13 protein-coding genes are annotated in these 16,742 nt (G+C 35.8%); 2 read left to right on the plus strand and 11 right to left on the minus strand.

The window, feature by feature from the left end:
• The first annotated feature begins 595 nt into the window (after positions 1-595).
• Together DNC80_RS05025 and DNC80_RS05030 are read left to right on the plus strand one after the other, a co-directional pair.
• Positions 596-2,197: a fumarate hydratase gene (locus DNC80_RS05025; protein ID WP_182649760.1), complete on the plus strand. Its 1,602-nt coding sequence runs from the start codon at positions 596-598 to the stop codon at positions 2,195-2,197.
• A 440-nt stretch (positions 2,198-2,637) separates the two neighbouring features.
• Entirely contained in the window at positions 2,638-3,702 is a 1,065-nt protein-coding gene (locus tag DNC80_RS05030) for a helix-turn-helix transcriptional regulator (protein WP_182649762.1), read from the plus strand.
• 119 nt (positions 3,703-3,821) lie between these two features.
• Here DNC80_RS05030 and DNC80_RS05035 read toward each other — a convergent pair whose 3' ends face one another.
• The 11 genes from DNC80_RS05035 to DNC80_RS05085 form a co-directional block, all read right to left on the minus strand.
• Positions 3,822-4,046, minus strand: a complete 225-nt coding sequence (locus tag DNC80_RS05035) for a hypothetical protein (protein WP_182649799.1) — start codon at positions 4,044-4,046, stop codon at positions 3,822-3,824.
• A gap of 198 nt (positions 4,047-4,244) precedes the next feature.
• A complete protein-coding gene (locus DNC80_RS05040) occupies positions 4,245-4,904 on the minus strand; it encodes a 3-oxoacid CoA-transferase subunit B (RefSeq protein WP_182649764.1) in 660 nt (219 codons plus the stop codon).
• 98 nt (positions 4,905-5,002) lie between these two features.
• Positions 5,003-5,701 carry a CoA transferase subunit A gene (locus DNC80_RS05045; protein ID WP_144893505.1) on the minus strand — a complete coding sequence of 233 codons (699 nt, stop codon included), beginning with the start codon at positions 5,699-5,701 and terminating at the stop codon, positions 5,003-5,005.
• 160 nt (positions 5,702-5,861) lie between these two features.
• Positions 5,862-8,171, minus strand: a complete 2,310-nt coding sequence (locus tag DNC80_RS05050) for a penicillin-binding protein 1A (RefSeq protein ID WP_182649766.1) — start codon at positions 8,169-8,171, stop codon at positions 5,862-5,864.
• Between the two features lie 9 nt (positions 8,172-8,180).
• Positions 8,181-8,660, minus strand: a complete 480-nt coding sequence (locus tag DNC80_RS05055) for a gliding motility lipoprotein GldH (RefSeq protein ID WP_182649768.1) — start codon at positions 8,658-8,660, stop codon at positions 8,181-8,183.
• Complete coding sequence (locus tag DNC80_RS05060) at positions 8,644-9,993, minus strand: regulatory iron-sulfur-containing complex subunit RicT (RefSeq protein WP_182649770.1); 1,350 nt, start codon at positions 9,991-9,993, stop codon at positions 8,644-8,646. Before DNC80_RS05060 ends, DNC80_RS05055 begins: the two co-directional genes overlap by 17 nt.
• A gap of 185 nt (positions 9,994-10,178) precedes the next feature.
• The gene (locus DNC80_RS05065; protein ID WP_182649772.1) at positions 10,179-11,546 is read right to left on the minus strand and encodes a rhodanese-related sulfurtransferase; all 1,368 of its coding nucleotides are present in this window, start codon (positions 11,544-11,546) and stop codon (positions 10,179-10,181) included.
• Positions 11,547-11,986: 440 nt separating this feature from the next.
• Positions 11,987-12,523, minus strand: a complete 537-nt coding sequence (locus DNC80_RS05070) for a hypothetical protein (protein ID WP_182649775.1) — start codon at positions 12,521-12,523, stop codon at positions 11,987-11,989.
• Positions 12,524-12,712: 189 nt separating this feature from the next.
• A complete protein-coding gene (locus tag DNC80_RS05075; RefSeq protein WP_086452817.1) occupies positions 12,713-13,123 on the minus strand; it encodes a BrxA/BrxB family bacilliredoxin in 411 nt (136 codons plus the stop codon).
• A gap of 100 nt (positions 13,124-13,223) precedes the next feature.
• A complete protein-coding gene (locus tag DNC80_RS05080; protein ID WP_182649776.1) occupies positions 13,224-14,375 on the minus strand; it encodes a lycopene cyclase family protein in 1,152 nt (383 codons plus the stop codon).
• 31 nt (positions 14,376-14,406) lie between these two features.
• Entirely contained in the window at positions 14,407-16,668 is a 2,262-nt protein-coding gene (locus tag DNC80_RS05085) for a TonB-dependent receptor domain-containing protein (RefSeq protein ID WP_182649778.1), read from the minus strand.
• Positions 16,669-16,742: the final 74 nt, after the last annotated feature.

The following is a 16,742-nucleotide window of genomic DNA, read 5'->3' on the forward strand; positions in this document are numbered from 1 at the left end:
TTAATAAGGAAACGGATGCAAAGAGCACAATTTTACCTAGTAATTTTGTTTTCATTGATTTTGGGTTTTAGTTAGTTGTTTAAAAAAATGATTTAAACTGGAGACGAAATTAACAAAAAAACAATACGATGTATATTTTATGTTAAAAAAATGTAAAATAAATGCTTTTTATTGTTAATAATACTGTAGTATGTGTATTTTTTAATTATTGATTACAAAAAAATACTACAGTTTTATATTTTAAATATTCTGCTAGAAGTTACATATTGTAACTGAAAGCAATTGTAATTATCGCAAGTAGCGTGTCGAAACATATTCATTTTTTTGAATTTATTTACTTTTAAATCACTTTCAATTGTTGAAATAATGTTTTCAAAGAATACTCTTTTTAATGGATTTCCTTATAAAACATTAATATCTTGTTTCTAATTTAATGTAAATAAGTACTTTTTTCACAATTCGAATAGCAACTTAAATAGTTACAATACATAAAAATCCTTCTATTTATAATTATTCTAAGTCATAAGATGATATAAATTAATAGTAGTTTCTGGTACAATTCTTATATTTGGATTCTAAAAAAAACAATAAAATAATGGACTTTATATACCAGGATCCCTATCCAATTTTAAAAGATGATACACAGTATCGAAAAATCACATCCGATTACGTAAAAGTAGAGCAATTAGGCGACAGAGAAATCTTAACCGTTGATCCAAAAGGTTTGGAATTACTATCGCAAGAGGCCATGAAAGACGTTTCTTTTATGCTTCGTACGTCACATTTAGAAAAATTACGAGCTATTTTGGATGATCCAGAAGCAACCGATAACGACCGCTTTGTGGCGTATAATTTATTGCAAAATGCTGCGGTAGCTATTGATGGACAATTGCCATCTTGTCAAGACACCGGAACAGCGATTGTAATGGCTAAAAAGGGAGAAAATGTATACACAGGTGTAGATGACGCCGAGTGGCTTTCAAAAGGGATTTTCAACACCTACCAAGAGAAAAACCTGCGCTATTCTCAAATTGTGCCAATCAGTATGTTCGAAGAAAAGAATTCTGGTTCTAATCTTCCAGCACAAATTGATATTTACTCCAAAAAAGGAGCTACGTATGAGTTCTTGTTTTTAGCCAAAGGTGGAGGTTCAGCTAATAAAACGTATTTGTACCAACAAACAAAATCGCTTTTGAACGAAAAGTCAATGGACGCTTTTGTACGTGCAAAAATTATGGATTTAGGAACTTCTGCTTGTCCGCCATATCACTTGGCATTTGTTATTGGTGGTACTTCTGCTGAGGCCAATTTAGCAGCAGTGAAAAAAGCTTCTGCTGGATATTTTGATCACTTGCCAACTACAGGAAACATGGCTGGTCAAGCATTCCGCGATTTAGAATGGGAAAAAAGAGTACAACTCATTTGTCAAGAAAGCGCTATCGGAGCACAGTTTGGAGGGAAATATTTTACGCATGATGTACGTGTGATTCGTTTGCCACGTCATGCTGCTTCTTGTCCAGTAGGATTAGGAGTTTCGTGTTCTGCTGATAGAAATATAAAAGGAAAAATTACCAAAGACGGTATTTTTGTAGAGCAGCTTGAGGTGAATCCAGGGCGTTTATTGCCGGCAACTCCACCACATTTAGAGCCTGCTGTTGAAATAGACTTGAACCAACCTATGGCTGATATTCTTAAAAAATTGTCTCAATATCCTATTAAGACGCGTTTAAAACTGAACGGAACTTTGATTGTAGCGCGTGATATTGCACATGCTAAAATCAAAGAACTTTTGGATGCAGGTAAACCTATGCCGGAGTATTTTAAAAATCATCCCGTGTATTATGCTGGTCCAGCAAAAACTCCAGACGGAATGCCATCGGGAAGTTTTGGTCCAACCACGGCTGGTAGAATGGATGTCTATGTCGAGGAATTTCAAAAAGCGGGCGGAAGTATGATTATGCTTGCCAAAGGAAATAGAACCAAACAAGTAATGGATGCATGTAAAACTTACGGTGGTTTCTACCTAGGTTCTATAGGTGGTCCAGCGGCTATTTTGGCTCAAGACAACATCTTAAAAGTAGAAGTAGTTGACTTTGAAGAATTAGGTATGGAAGCGGTTCGTAAAATTACAGTGAAAAACTTCCCTGCTTTTATTATTACAGATGACAAAGGAAATGATTTCTTTGAAAATTTATAACATTTAAATACAAGTACTCAATAGGTTTTCGTAGAAAAAAAAATATTCTAGCGCAAATTCGCAGATGCAATCATCTGTGGATTTGCGTTTTTTTTGTCAAATTATTACTTGGTTATGGCGCTTCGCTCTTGCTATTTCTAAGGTAAAGCAGATCATGATTACCTTTTTTGCATCTTCATTCTTTTAATCTAGAGGCTTATAGTTTAGCAATCAATTGTATTTTTATTTAGTAAATAAACAAAAGTATGTATCACACTAAGACGAAAGTTCTATCAATCTGTATCTTATATTTAGTTTTAATAGTTATTTTTTAAAAAAAATGTAAAAATGGAGTTGCAATATTCACAAAAAAAAAGTTATTTTCGTACGCTACTTTAATTTTATCCCGTACAAAAGGAGGATAAGAATAATAAAAAAAAGTTTTTCAATTGTTATATGGTATGAATTTAAAAAAGTGGTTCCAATTTATTAAGCCTAATTTTAAGTTCTATCAGGACGGTTTTTTCGAATTCCCATTTGTGGCAAACACGCCCGAATTATTCATAGAGTCTACTATAAAAAGCCCCGGTAGCAAACATATTGGACAGGAGCAATTAGTAGTACGGAATAATCTTTTTATAAAGGGTTCAATGCGTTATCGGAAAATTGATGAAGGTTTATGGCTAACGATAACCGATATAGAATTTAAGCACGATAGCGTAATCAAATCAGTCTATGCTCCGGATATTCCTAGTGAGCATTATTCAATAACATTTTCAGTTTTTAATAGCGAAGTGCAATTGAATAATGTCTTTATTAATAAAATGCCTTTCCAAAATAAATTTTGGGCTTTTAAAAAACCAGGGGTTGATGTAGGTGCTTGTTTTTACAAGGGATCTAAATGCCTGTTTTATATCTATTATGTAAGTCCAAGTTGGATTCAAGATCATATTCCGCTAGATCAATTGAATAGCGACCTTCCTTTTAAAAAGTTTTTAGATTCAGATAAAGGTTTTGTGTCTTATCAAGATATTGTGCCTAATGCTGTAGAATTGTCTCAAGAAATTTTAGATACGTTTAAAACGTTTAATTCGAATGTTTTAAATAAAACAATTTTGAAAGCACAATCCTTGAGCTTATTAACTTCTTTTTTTAATAATGTTTTTGCAGATAATCGAGCAGATGATTACCAAGAAAATGGAATTGTTGATTATAAAAAAATAGCAAAATGTGAATTGTTGATTAGTACAAATTTATCCAAACCTTTTATTGGTATAGATGCGTTGGCGGAGAAGCTCCGTATCTCGAATTCAAAATTAAAAACAGACTTCAAGTCGGTTTACGGAATTTCGATTCTGCAGTATAATATAGATAAAAAAATGGAGCTAGCCTTGCAACTACTTGAAAATTCGAGTATGCAAATCAAACAAATTGCGCTAGAAGTAGGGTATGACAGTCCCAGTAAATTTAGCGCTGCTTTCAAAAAAAAGCATGACAAACTACCTTCTGATTTACGTCTAAAATAATCAACTTCTATCTTTTATTTCAATACCTATTCCAAAAAAATGTCCTAATGGGCTGCTCGTTTATTCAAATATTTATTATTTGTGTGTCTGTGGTTTTTTTTAGCGCTTTTTCCTGCTCCTCAATGTATGTCTAATGCTCCATTTTCTTTGTTAACATTTTTGAATTCTGCAGCAGTCCAATTATTTTCTGTATCTACAAAGTTGATAGTACTAGAATAATTTGTTCCTTTTTTCATGTTGTAAGTCATTATTTCGCATCCGTGTGAAGCCTCCCTTAATATGTAGATAGCTCCGCTTAATGTAGTTCTGATGGATTGTTTCCCGGAATAAAGGGTTGCTGCAATAGCTTCGCTTGTATTTTGAGTTTTTTTTACTGCTTTATTTTCAGTTGGTGCGAATTTTAAGAAAACTCACGTTTGTCAGGCTAATTCTTTTGTGTTTCGGTTTTCCAGTTTAATAAAGTGAAGTATTCGATTGAAAACAAAAAAAATGCATCCTGATTAGAGATGCATTTTGTTGTAAAATATTTTCGTTAATTACTACTAATCTATTGCCATTTCTGGAATTTTACCATCAATGATTAGTGTTGCTTCGGTGGAAGCGATGATGTGTTCCACAGTAACGCCTGGCGCACGCTCTAAAAGCTTAAAACCTGCTGGAGTAACCTCTAGTACCGCAAGCTCTGTTACTACCTTTTTAACGCAGCCTACACCCGTTAATGGCAAAGAGCATTTTTTAAGGATTTTTGATTCGCCTGCTTTGTTTACGTGCATCATGGCTACAATGATATTTTCGGCAGAAGCCACTAAATCCATTGCGCCACCCATTCCTTTTACCATTTTTCCTGGGATTTTCCAGTTGGCGATATCACCATTTTCTGCAACTTCCATAGCGCCTAGAATGGTTAAATCTACTTTTTGAGAGCGGATCATCCCAAAACTCAATGCTGAGTCAAAAAACGATGCTCCAGGCAAGGTTGTAATGGTTTGTTTTCCTGCGTTGATGATGTCGGCATCTTCTTCTCCAGCAAAAGGGAATGGTCCCATGCCTAATACGCCATTTTCACTTTGAAATTCAACCGAAATATCCGTGCGAACATAATTAGCCACCAAGGTAGGAATTCCAATTCCTAGGTTAACATAATAACCGTCTTGTACTTCTTTGGCAATTCTTTTTGCTATATCTTCTTTAGTTAAAGCCATAATTTTATTTTTGAAACTTGTAGTCAAATAAGTTTTTATAATTTGAGCATTCTTAAATCATAAAAATGAAGTCCATATAATTCTTTGCAAACTGAATACTATTTTTGTCTCACAGTTCGTTGTTCAATTCTTTTCTCAAACGTTTCTCCTTGAAAAATACGTTGTACCATAATTCCAGGAATGTGAATTTCGTTCGGGTCTAATGCGCCTACAGGCAAAAGTTCTTCTACTTCGGCAATAGTAATTTTTGCAGCTCCAGCCATGCTAGAGTTAAAGTTTCGAGCAGTTCCTTTAAAAATTAAATTACCTGCTTCATCACCTTTCCATGCTTTTACAATAGCAAAATCAGCTTTGTAAGCCAGTTCCATGATGTGCATTTTGCCATTAAATTCGCGAACTTCTTTTCCTTCAGCTACTTCAGTTCCGTAACCTGCTGGTGTAAAAAATGCAGGAATTCCCGCTTGTGCAGCACGGCATTTTTCGGCTAGTGTTCCTTGAGGTGTCAATTCTACGTCTAATTCTCCTGAAAGCATTTGACGTTCAAACTCGGCATTTTCACCCACATACGATGAGATCATTTTTTTGATTTGGCGCTTTTGCAAAAGCAGTCCAAGTCCAAAATCATCTACACCGGCATTGTTTGAAATACAGGTTAAATCGGTTACGTTTTTTTGAACCAATTCTGCAATACTATTTTCTGGAATTCCACATAATCCAAAACCGCCTAGCATGATAGTCATGCCATTTTCAATGCCTTGAAGTGCATCTTGAACGGTATTTACTTTTTTGTTAATCATAAAAATAAGGTCTATTTATCGAATTTTAATCTATTGATGAATTGAGTTTTAAGTACGAATACCCTAGCCCAGATAGCAGTGAAAATCCTTTTTAAAAGCGATTTTTCATCGCTTTTAAAAAGATTGTAACGTATAGCTGGATTAGCTCCAAATGAAAATTTTACAATTCAAATTCTTCTGTATCTTGCTCTACAGCAGTTGTATCTACTACTTTTTTCGGTACGTAACAATCTACTTTTATAGATAAGTTGGCTGGTCTTTCAAATGGTTCTTTGGATACTTTTAACGCTGGATCTTCATAACACAGTTTCATGAAATATCCCCAAACCGGTAAAGCAGCCGTAGCTCCTTGACCGTACGTAATGCTCTTGAAACGTGCAGAACGGTCTTCACAACCTACCCAAACTCCGGTTACTAGATTTGGTACCATTCCCATAAACCAACCATCAGATTGGTTTTGTGTAGTTCCTGTTTTTCCTGCAATTGGGTTTCTAAAAGAATAAGGATAACCTGTCCAACGGTTGTCTCCATTACCGCCACCAGTGGTACGCAAACGGTCCCCTGAACCACCTTCAGTTACTCCTTCTAGTAATTTCACCACAGCGTATGCAATGTCTTTGTTCAATACGTCGTGTGATTCTGGAATGGGCTCGTAAATTACTACACCACTTTTATCTTCTATTTTAGTTATAAATTGAGGTTTTCTATACACACCTTGATTAGCAAAGGTACTGTACGCAGCTACCATGTCTTGAACGGTTATTTCTACGGCACCAAGTGCAATGGATGGTTGTGTTACAATCTCTGATTTTACACCTAATTTGTGTGTTAAATCAATAACGGCTTCTGGTCCTACTTTATCGATAAGTTTTGCAGATACGGTATTGATCGAGTTTGCCAAACCTCTTTTTAAGGTTACCATTCCGCGGTATTTGTTGTCAGAGTTTTTAGGTTCCCAATCTTCGGTTACGTGGTGACGCCCTTTACGAATCATAAACGGGCCATCAACAATAGAGTCACATGGCGACATATTCAATTGTTCAATTGCGGTTGCGTATACAAAAGGTTTGAAAGTAGATCCTACTTGTCTAGCTCCTTGACCTACGTGATCGTACTGGAAATATTTGTAATTGATACCGCCTACCCAAGCTTTGATGTTTCCGGTTTGTGGCTCCATGGCCATTAACCCAGCTTGCAAAAAGTGTTTGTAATAACGGATAGAGTCAAGCGGCGTCATGATGGTATCGCGTTCGCCCTTCCAGGTAAAGATTTTCATTTTAGTTTTTTCGCTAAAAGACTTTATGATTTCTTCGTCGGTTTTATCCAATGATTTCATGATAGACCAGCGGCTAGAAGATTTCATAGCTTGGTTGATAATACGCTGCGTTTCTACAGTTGAAATGTTTACAAATGGTGCGTTTTTATTATCTTTTGATTGAATAAAAAATTCCTCTTGCAAGTTGGCCATGTGCGCTTTTACAGCTTCTTCGGCATGCAACTGCATTCTGCTATCAATAGTGGTATAAATCTTAAGACCGTCTTTGTAAATGTCGTAATCAGTACCGTCTGGTTTTTTATTTTCTTCAACCCATTTCTTCATGTAATCACGCAAGTACTCTCTAAAATAGGTAGCAGTTCCGTCTTTGTGTGTTTCGAGTTTGAAGTTTAATTTTATAGGTAAGCTTTGCAATCTTTCTTTTTCTGATGTAGAGATGATATTGGCTTTTTCCATTTGCAAAAGCACTACATTTCTGCGGTTTGTCACACCTTCTGGATTTCTGATAGGATTGTACAAACCAGAGTTTTTAAACATTCCCACTAATATTGCTGATTCACTAATGGTTAAATCCTTTGGTTCCTTAGAAAAATACGTTTTGGCGGCAGAACTTACTCCAACAGAATTGTTTCCAAAATCATACACATTACAGTACATGGCAATGATTTCATTTTTTGTGTATTGTCTTTCTAAACGAATAGCAATAATCCATTCTTTTATTTTCTGTACAATTCGAAAAGGTAAGAATTTTGAACCTTCTCCATGAAAAAGTTGTTTGGCTAACTGCTGCGTCAACGTACTCGCTCCTCCGCTGGTTCCAAAACTTGAAATAGCTCTCAAGGTTCCTCTACCATCAATTCCAGAATGTTCGTAAAAACGAGCATCTTCTGTAGCTACTAGGGCTTGAACCAGGTTTTTTGGTAAATCAGAGTATTTTAATTGAGACCTGTTTTTTTCGAAATACTTACCAATAACCACACCATCAGCCGAAATAACTTCGGTAGCTAGGTTAGAATCTGGATTTTCTAAGTCTTCAAAGGAAGGCATAGAGCCAAATAATCCCCAAGAAGCAAAGAGGAAAAATAAGCCTATGCTCCCTAAACCTATAAAGAATATTTTCCAAAATTTCTTTTGATAATACGCGATGCTTTTATCATCGTTTCTTGTTGGGTTGTTGTTTTTTTTGATAGCCATAATACTAATTTATTCTTTTTTTTCAATTCTAAATCCTACTTCGGTAATTCCGTTAAGGACTGTTACACCAGGAACTTTTCCGTTTTCTCGTACGGCTTGTTTAATGTGTACTTTGTATTTTGAACGTAACCTCACATTCTCTTTATAAAAAAGTTTACTTTCCTTAATATCCGAAAACCCATCTCCTAAAAGTGTTCCATCAACATCAGCCATTTGGTATTCTAGTGTATCAACTTTGGTAAATCCATTAGGCAATTCCATGGCAACAATCAAAAACAAATTATTAAATTGATAATTGTTATTTGCCCTTAAGTTTACAAACAAGTTGTAGCGTTGCGTAGAGTCAAGTATAGGTAAGTTAAAGGTAACGGTACTGTCTTTATGCCATGCATTGCCTACTGAGTGGTACTCATCAAAACTTCTTTTTTTGTCACAAGAAACAAAGAGTACTGTAAGCAAAAAGAGTATGGTGCTATTTCTTATCCACATTTTTTGTAATAATTATTGGTTTGCGGGGTTCTGCTGGTTTTTTATCAGCAGGAGCAGGACGGTTATTGTTAGGTCTTGCCGTATTTGCGGGTTTGTTATTGGTTATTTTATTAGCAGGTTTTGCTGTGTTTGCTGGTTTATTGTTTGTTATTTTATTGGCTACAGCAGGTTTATTTGCATTTGCTACAATGGCGTTTTCGCCAGTAGGTTTGCGTTTTTTATTATTTTTCTTCCTTGGTTTAGGTTGGTCAAATCGCGTTAAACTTTCTTGACCCATAGCATTGTTAAAGTTTTTCTCAGGCTCAACAATAACTTCAATAGCATAATCTTCTAAGCAGGAAACTTTGTTTTTTAACTTGTTTTCGGCAATGATTTCTTTTACTTGATCAATTTTTAGTACATGCCAATTAGCAAAATTATTGGTATAGGCAAACCACATAAGCCCTTTAAAGATGTCCTGTTTTTGGCAAATGGCATCTCCCTTTTCAGTAACTAGTTTCGTGTCAAAATCAGGAAAATGCTTTAAAGCATCCATGTAAGTGTCTAACTCATAATTCAAGCAACACTTCAGTTTACCGCATTGTCCTGCTAGTTTTTGTGGGTTCAAGGACAGTTGTTGGTAACGTGCAGCTGAGGTATTTACACTTCTAAAATCAGTCAACCAAGTCGAGCAACACAATTCTCTTCCGCAAGAACCAATTCCGCCCAAACGAGCTGCTTCTTGACGGAAACCTACTTGTTTCATTTCAATACGCGTGCTGAATTCTTTTGCGAAATCTTTGATTAATGCTCTAAAATCAATTCGATCGTTTGCGGTATAGTAAAAAGTAGCTTTTGATCCATCTCCTTGAAATTCAATATCCGAAATTTTCATTTCCAGTTTTTGAGCAATGGCAAGTTCACGTGCGCGAACTTTCATAGGCTCTTCGCGGTCGCGAGCTGCAGACCAAATATCAATGTCTTTTTGTGATGCTTTTCTATAAATTTTCGGAATTTCGTTGCTGCTAGGATTCGCTCCTTTTTTCTTCATTTGAATGCGAACCAACTCACCTGTTAGTGTTACAATACCGATATCATGTCCAGGAGAAGCTACCGTGGCAACAATATCTCCCATGCTTAAAGTTAATTTTTCAGTATTGCGGTAAAATTCTTTTCGTCCGTTTTTAAAACGTACTTCAACACAGTCAAAAGGGGCGTCGCCATTAGGCAAACTCATATTCGAAAGCCAATCAAAAACCGTTAATTTATTGCAGCTATCGGTGCCGCAAGTCCCATTATTTTTACAACCCTTAGGTGCGCCACCATCAGAAGTTGAACAACTTGTACATGCCATAATCTTATATGTAGTGTTGTGACGAGCACAACTTAAGTTCTTAAAACGTTTAATGTGTAAAGATAGTATTTTTTAATTTTATGGAACAACGCCAATTTAGAGCAATAATTCATAAATTTATACTAAAAAACCCATTACAATTTAAATTGTAATGGGTTGGTAATAGTCCATGTAGCGTTCGAGGTTTACTCTAAAACGCGGTATAATTTATCAGACAATCGAATTCGGAATGGGAGTTGAAACGTGCACGTATCGCCAGCAACGGCTTTTTGTTGTGCGGTGTCATTGACCATCATTTTCTCGATTTTTAGAATTTGTTCTCCAGTAGTACTCCCTTTTATCAATACGGTATCGCCAATTTTCAACTCATTTTCTTCAATGAAAAATTGTCCAACATTTGACTTCGGGAAAAAATGAGCGCCTTTACCGAGATATTCTTTCTTGATTTTTACTGCTTTTTTTGCAATCGGCTTTATTTTTGCCAATTCACTCAAGTCGGGAATAGCTGCCAAAGGATCTGCATTATTTTTGAAAAGGAGCTTGTCAGATTTTCCTTTTTTGAAAATCTTATTTCCATTTTTAATACCGCGACGAATGGCTTTTTGCTCCTCTTCGGGCAAGTGAATAATCGTAGCGCATTCAGCAGAACAGCAACCGTACATTTTTTCTTTGCAAGAATCACACTGAATAAAAAGCAAATGACAACCCTCATTTTCACAATTGGTATGCACATCACAAGGCGTACCACATTGATGGCATTGCGAAACAATATCATCTGTAATGCGTTCGCCCAAGCGGTGGTCAAAAACAAAGTTTTTACCTATAAATTTGCTCTCTAGATTTTCTTCCTTTATTTGCTTGGCGTAGTTGATAATACCACCTTCCAGCTGAAAAACATTCTTGAAGCCTTGGTGTTTAAAGTAAGCCGATGCTTTTTCGCAACGAATTCCGCCAGTGCAATACATCACCAAGTTTTTATCTTCCTTAAAGTCTTTTAATTGCTCATTAATAATTGGCAACGATTCTCTAAACGTATCTACATCAGGAGTGATGGCGCCTTTAAAGTAGCCAATTTCACTCTCGTAGTGGTTTCTAAAATCGACTACAATTGTGTTGGGATCATCAAGAATTTCGTTGAACTCCTTCGCTTTTAGGTGTACGCCTATGTTGGTTACATCAAAAGTTTCATCGTTCAAGCCATCAGCTACAATTTTGTCACGCACCTTAATCGTTAGTTTCAAAAACGAGTGATCGTCATGCTCCACCGCAATATTCAAGCGCATCCCTTTCATGAAATCGTATGCTTCAAGCGTGTCCTTGAAAGCATAAAAATTATCGGCAGGCAATGATAATTGTGCATTGATACCTTCTTTGGCGACATAAATTCGGCCTAGAACTACTAAAGGATCCCAAGCGCGGAATAAATCGTTTCGAAATTGAGTTGGATCTTGAATTTGCGCATAAGCATAGAACGACAAAGTGAGTCTTTGTTTTCCGGCATCATCAATCATGATGGCTCTTTCCTCTGCGCTTAAGGTGTTGTACAGTTGCATGCTATAAACAGTTTAAGTGAGAAATATATTTTTTGCAAAAGTAGTTAAAAAGTGCCAAAGGCGCAAAGTTTTGAAGGGACTAAGGTTCGCAATCAATAAATAGATTCTCAATTTTCCTTAAAGTCTTAATGGTTTCATTTTTTGGGAGCTAATCCAGCTTTACGCTATATCTCTTGTTTTCGCTATCGCTACAACAAGAGGATGCCGCTTCAATCTGGGCTAATTTGTTGTGGTTAAATCGATATTGTACGGTTATTTGTCATTCTGAGGAACGAAGACCCGAGCGTTAGCGAAATGGCGGAGCAATCTTTGTATTTTGAGCAACTTGTGGAGACTCTTCCTTCGTCAGAGTGACAAGTTTAGTAGAATAAAATAGTTATTTTTGTTGGCTGACTTTTGAAAACAATCTCTTTTGAAATAATTTATTTAGAAGAGTTTGTCTAATACTCTAGATCAGGCAAGTCAAAATTTTTACTAGCTTGTTTTCGTATTTCGAGTAAGTCTTTCTTTTTTATCGTAAAAATAAGCTCTTTCTTTCGGTAACAATTACCATTTTTAAAATCCAACTTTATACCGCTATTATATTCATGTGCATGAGGAGATGAAGGGAAAGGATCTGCATCATTTTTATGGATTAGCCAGATTAAACCTTTTGATTTAATCTTGACTTTATACTGAGTCAAAAAGTCCTTTGGTATTATATGCTCATCTGTAGCTATTTTAAAAAGGACAGTTGTAAAATCAAAGTTAGATATTACATTCTTTGCTTCTTCATATTTAATTTCTAAATCCCAAAAATCAAGAGGGTATTCCCATTCAAATTTATCTTTTAATGAAAGGTATATTGCATCAAAAATGTCTTCTCTTGAAATTGCAATTTTTTTAACTTCTGAGTAGTGAACAGATAATTTATTTAATATTAGATCAAGATTTTCAATTTTTTTTAGAGACTCATTTGCCGTTTCTTCAGATATCATTGCTTAATTTATTTTTAATTATTCGTAATGTGTCTAAAATTACTTATTTTTCTGCTAAGTCGTTTTCTATTTTGTCAAAAAAATTGAACTAAAATACCTGACACTAGTCAAGAAAATCAACGAATTAAACCGCTCCAAATAAAAAAACCACGCCGAAACGTGGTTTTAAATTCTATACTTTGACTGGTATTAGCAATACTCGTTGAAAGCGTCTTTCAAGTTTTCAGCAATTAGTTCTGCTGGGCGACCTTCAATGTGGTGACGCTCTAACATGTGTACTAATTCTCCGTTTTTGAACAAAGCCATACTTGGCGATGATGGAGGAAAAGGGAACATGTGTTGTCTTGCAGCATCAACTGCATCTTTATCAACTCCTGCAAAAACAGTAATTAATTGATCTGGTTTTTTACCACCTTCTAAACTCATTTTTGCTCCTGGGCGTGCATTACGTGCAGCACATCCACAAACCGAGTTTACAACTACTAGCGTTGTTCCTTCTGCTTTTAATGCGTTTTCTACTGCTTCTGCACTATGTAAATCTTGAAAACCTGCTGCAGTAAGTTCTGCTTGCATTGGTTTTACCATTTCTTCTGGATACATATCTTTTATTTTAAATCATTAGTAATTAAGTCCTGCAAAGTTACAAAGTTTACATTCAAGAACAGAACTTCAATTATAAAGTTTTGTTATAGTTTGATTGTTATTTTAGGGCTTTGGCGGCCACATGAAAAATGGCTTTGATAAACAACATTTTCGGACATTTTAAAATAACCTGAATATCTTCAATTAAAGTGGTTTCTTCGTCCAAAAATTTAAAGATAACGGCTGGATTTCCTTTTTTGAACATCGAAGAAAAAATGTGAGAACCCAATTCGTTGTTTCTATCTAAAATGTCTAACAACAGCAAATCATAAAACCAGAATTTGGTTTTTTTATGAAATTTAGTAAAGTCGGTTTCTCTTTGTAAAAAGGCTACTAATTCACTTGATTTTTTATCTGAATTTTTGAAAGTATAACCCGTACTCGCCTTGGTCCAACCGCCAGAAGTACCAATGTTGATCACGTTTTTAGTATTGGCTTTCCAAAAAGGATAACACGTCATCGGGATGCTGCCTTGTTCTTTTTCAACGATTTCGTAGTTCGTAATCCCCAGCTTTTCGATGTATTGTTGGATTTCGTTTTCGTATTCTTCTTTTTTTAAATGTTGGTGCGAAAACAAAGTGTATTCCAGTAAAGCTTCGTTTTTTGAAGTGGGAAGCACGTACATGAAACGGGTATTTCCTTTTTGTGCTACCGAAAAATCCATGAACGTGGCTTGCTCATTATTGAAAACAGCCTGCTCACTTTTGATAAACCAACCTATAAAATGTTGTTGTAAAACGGGATATTTAGTTTGGTTTTCCGCTTTTTGTTTGTGGTAAATACTATTGAATAATTTCGAGCACGAAAAAGATTCGCTTTCCGTTTGTACCAAAATTATAGTTTCGGATTCTTCAATAGTCAAGACTTTCTGATTCAAGAAAGTGATGTTTGCTTGTTTCGAAAGCAAATCAAAAACTTGGTTGTAAAAATCAAGTCCTTTCACCATATTGTAGTGATACGGTTGCAAGTCTAAATCCCTACGAAAAGCTGCATTGGCAAACAAAGCCGAATCCCATTTTTTTGAAATAGATGGCTCCCAAAGTGAATCGGTTGTTTTCCAGAAACACCAGGTTCTGTCATTTGTTTTCTTGGAGTTTTCATCCAGTAACAAAATACTTTTATCTGCAAACGATCCGGATTGAACCATTTTGTAAACCGTCATTAAAGCCGAAAGTCCTGCGCCGGTAAAAATATAATCGTAGTGTTTCATGGCTCAAAAATACAACTTTAAGAGCAAAAAATTAATCAAAATGATAACGCAGACCTATAAAAAAACGTCTTCCTTGATTGGGTCCGTACGCATAAGTAGGGTCAAAAGTGAGCCCAAATGGATTATCCGCCGTAGGGATTACCGCTCCTGAATTGTCAACTTGAACATTTTTATCAAAAGGATCATTGGCGCGAGCTATCAAGAACGGATTTCCACGGTTTGGTGTCCAATTAAGCAGGTTTTTGATACCTGTGTATAATTCTAGATTATGAATTTTTTTGAAAGTCATTTGTATGTTCTGAATGCTGTATGGTCTAGAAATTTCGCGACGTGGATCAAGTTCGCTTAGCAAAGGCAAACGCATGGGTCCAGTAAGGTTGCCTGTAAAATCTAAGGATAATAACCAGTTCGGAATTTCATAACTAAATCCCCAACTTATACTGTATCTTTCGGTAAATAATGGTCTCAAACTAACGCCATCTTGTGTGGTCATGGCATCATAATAGCTGGTTCCAAGGTTGGCTTTTAGACCAAAAGGGCTAACCCAATCGGCATTGGCGCTGAGCCCGAAAATAGTGGAGTTGCCGTTTAAATTATCATAAATTATTTGCTTTGGATTGATGTCGTAGTTCGCAAAAATTCGGTTTGTAAAATAAGTGTACCAAGAAGCCAATTCGAGATTAACTACGCCCGCATTAGTCAATTTGAATTTTTTCAGATAATTTAAGTTCAGGTTGTATGAGGTTTCTGGTTTCAAGTTAGATTGAATCACGACTTCTCGAGCGCCAGACAAAGCTTGATGATCTTCGGTAAAAAGGTTGACGATTCTAAAACCTGTTCCAAAATTGAATCGTAAGATATCTGTTGGTGTTGGTTTGAATTTAAACGCAAAACGAGGTGTAAAAATGGAACCGTGATTGTTATTGTAATCGTAACGTAAGCCAATTAGTGTGCTGGTTTTTTCGTTGTGGGTTATGTCATCTTGAGCAAAAATACTGTAGATTTTAGAATGATTCGCGGTTGCCGTTGCGGGCGTGTTGTCATTATAGAATTGATATCTAAGTGCCGTACCAAAGAGTACCGAGTGGTTGCTCCAGTTTTTATCCCACAAAAATTGGCCAAACACTATTTTTTGATTGGCCAGAAAAGTAGCATTTCCATAAACGGAGTTTTGGTCGTGGCCAATAACCGAAAATTGAAAGAACATTTTTTCGTCTACAGGAAGCTCGTATTTTCCTAGAAATTCATAGCGCGAAGTGTAAATGCTTTCGCCATACACTTGGTTTCCGCCTCTAAAACTCTTGTTCCATTGCATTTCTCCGCCCCATCGGTTTTCATAAAGGTATCGAGATACAAGGCTAAGCTCTTTTTTTGAAGCTCTGTTGATGTTTATTTTGGAGAAAAAAGAAGCTCTGTTTTGCAAAGAAACATCCGTAAAATTGTCTTTGTTGTTGTCAATACGATTGTTGTAAGTGAAGAAATTTATGCCAAAAAGTGCTGTAGCACTCGAGCCAATATTGGTTTTGTAGCCAAGATCAATATTCGTTTCGAGCCAAGACGTAGTAAAAACATCAGCTGTAAATAAAGGAACTGCAAACGGTTTTTTAGTAATAATGTTAATTAAACCGCCTACTGCTTCACTGCCGTAAAGAGTAGATGCCGCGCCTTTGACCACTTCTATTTTGTCAATCATGGCATTTGGAATTCCTGAAAGCCCGTAAACAGTGCCGAGAGCACTCACAATAGGCATACCATCAATAGTGACCATAGTGTACGGACCGTCTAGCCCGTTAATGCGAATGTCACCAGTATTACACACATTGCAATTGTTTTGGGGTCGTAAACCGTTAACGTTTTGCAAGGCATCCAAGACATTACTGGTTGGGTTTTGTTTTAAAAATGCAGCCGAAATAATCTCAACAGGAACGGGGTTTTCTAACCTTTTTACGGGTTTTAGCGTGCCTGAAACCACCACTTCGTCTAGTTGATTTTCAGTACTTTCAAGTTCGAAATTCAAAACGTTGTTTGCATTAATTTTGACGATTATATTCTTTTTTAAAGGTTGAAAACCTTCAGCTATAATTTGAATTTTATAATTTCCTTCAGCAATATTTGTAATACTGAACTGCCCCAAGCTATCCGTTTCGGTGATGTATTTTGTCCCAATTAGAAAAACACGAGCATCCGTAATTCCTTTTTTTTCTGACGAAACAATTCCAGAAACCCTTGTCTTTTCCTGGCTGTAGCCTAAGTTAAATAGTAGAAATAGGAATAGAGGGATTATTGTTTTCATTATCATTAAATTAATTTTTAGACAAACCTAAAAATTATATTTTGCAAAACAAATTTTTTAATTACATTTGTATC

Source organism: Flavobacterium sp. SOK18b, from assembly GCF_014156605.1.
GTDB classification, from domain to species: Bacteria; Bacteroidota; Bacteroidia; order Flavobacteriales; family Flavobacteriaceae; genus Flavobacterium; species Flavobacterium tiangeerense.

Bases quoted from the DNA above. Each gene is read 5' to 3' on its own strand.
- DNC80_RS05030 (WP_182649762.1), top strand. From the start codon at position 2,638: ATGAATTTAAAAAAGTGGTTCCAATTTATTAAGCCTAATTTTAAGTTC.
- DNC80_RS05060 (WP_182649770.1), bottom strand. From the start codon at position 9,993: ATGGCATGTACAAGTTGTTCAACTTCTGATGGTGGCGCACCTAAGGGT.
- DNC80_RS05025 (WP_182649760.1), top strand. From the start codon at position 596: ATGGACTTTATATACCAGGATCCCTATCCAATTTTAAAAGATGATACA.
- DNC80_RS05045 (WP_144893505.1), bottom strand. From the start codon at position 5,701: ATGATTAACAAAAAAGTAAATACCGTTCAAGATGCACTTCAAGGCATT.
- DNC80_RS05085 (WP_182649778.1), bottom strand. From the start codon at position 16,668: ATGAAAACAATAATCCCTCTATTCCTATTTCTACTATTTAACTTAGGC.
- DNC80_RS05080 (WP_182649776.1), bottom strand. From the start codon at position 14,375: ATGAAACACTACGATTATATTTTTACCGGCGCAGGACTTTCGGCTTTA.
- DNC80_RS05040 (WP_182649764.1), bottom strand. From the start codon at position 4,904: ATGGCTTTAACTAAAGAAGATATAGCAAAAAGAATTGCCAAAGAAGTA.
- DNC80_RS05075 (WP_086452817.1), bottom strand. From the start codon at position 13,123: ATGTATCCAGAAGAAATGGTAAAACCAATGCAAGCAGAACTTACTGCA.
- DNC80_RS05055 (WP_182649768.1), bottom strand. From the start codon at position 8,660: ATGTGGATAAGAAATAGCACCATACTCTTTTTGCTTACAGTACTCTTT.
- DNC80_RS05050 (WP_182649766.1), bottom strand. From the start codon at position 8,171: ATGGCTATCAAAAAAAACAACAACCCAACAAGAAACGATGATAAAAGC.
- DNC80_RS05065 (WP_182649772.1), bottom strand. From the start codon at position 11,546: ATGCAACTGTACAACACCTTAAGCGCAGAGGAAAGAGCCATCATGATT.
- DNC80_RS05070 (WP_182649775.1), bottom strand. From the start codon at position 12,523: ATGATATCTGAAGAAACGGCAAATGAGTCTCTAAAAAAAATTGAAAAT.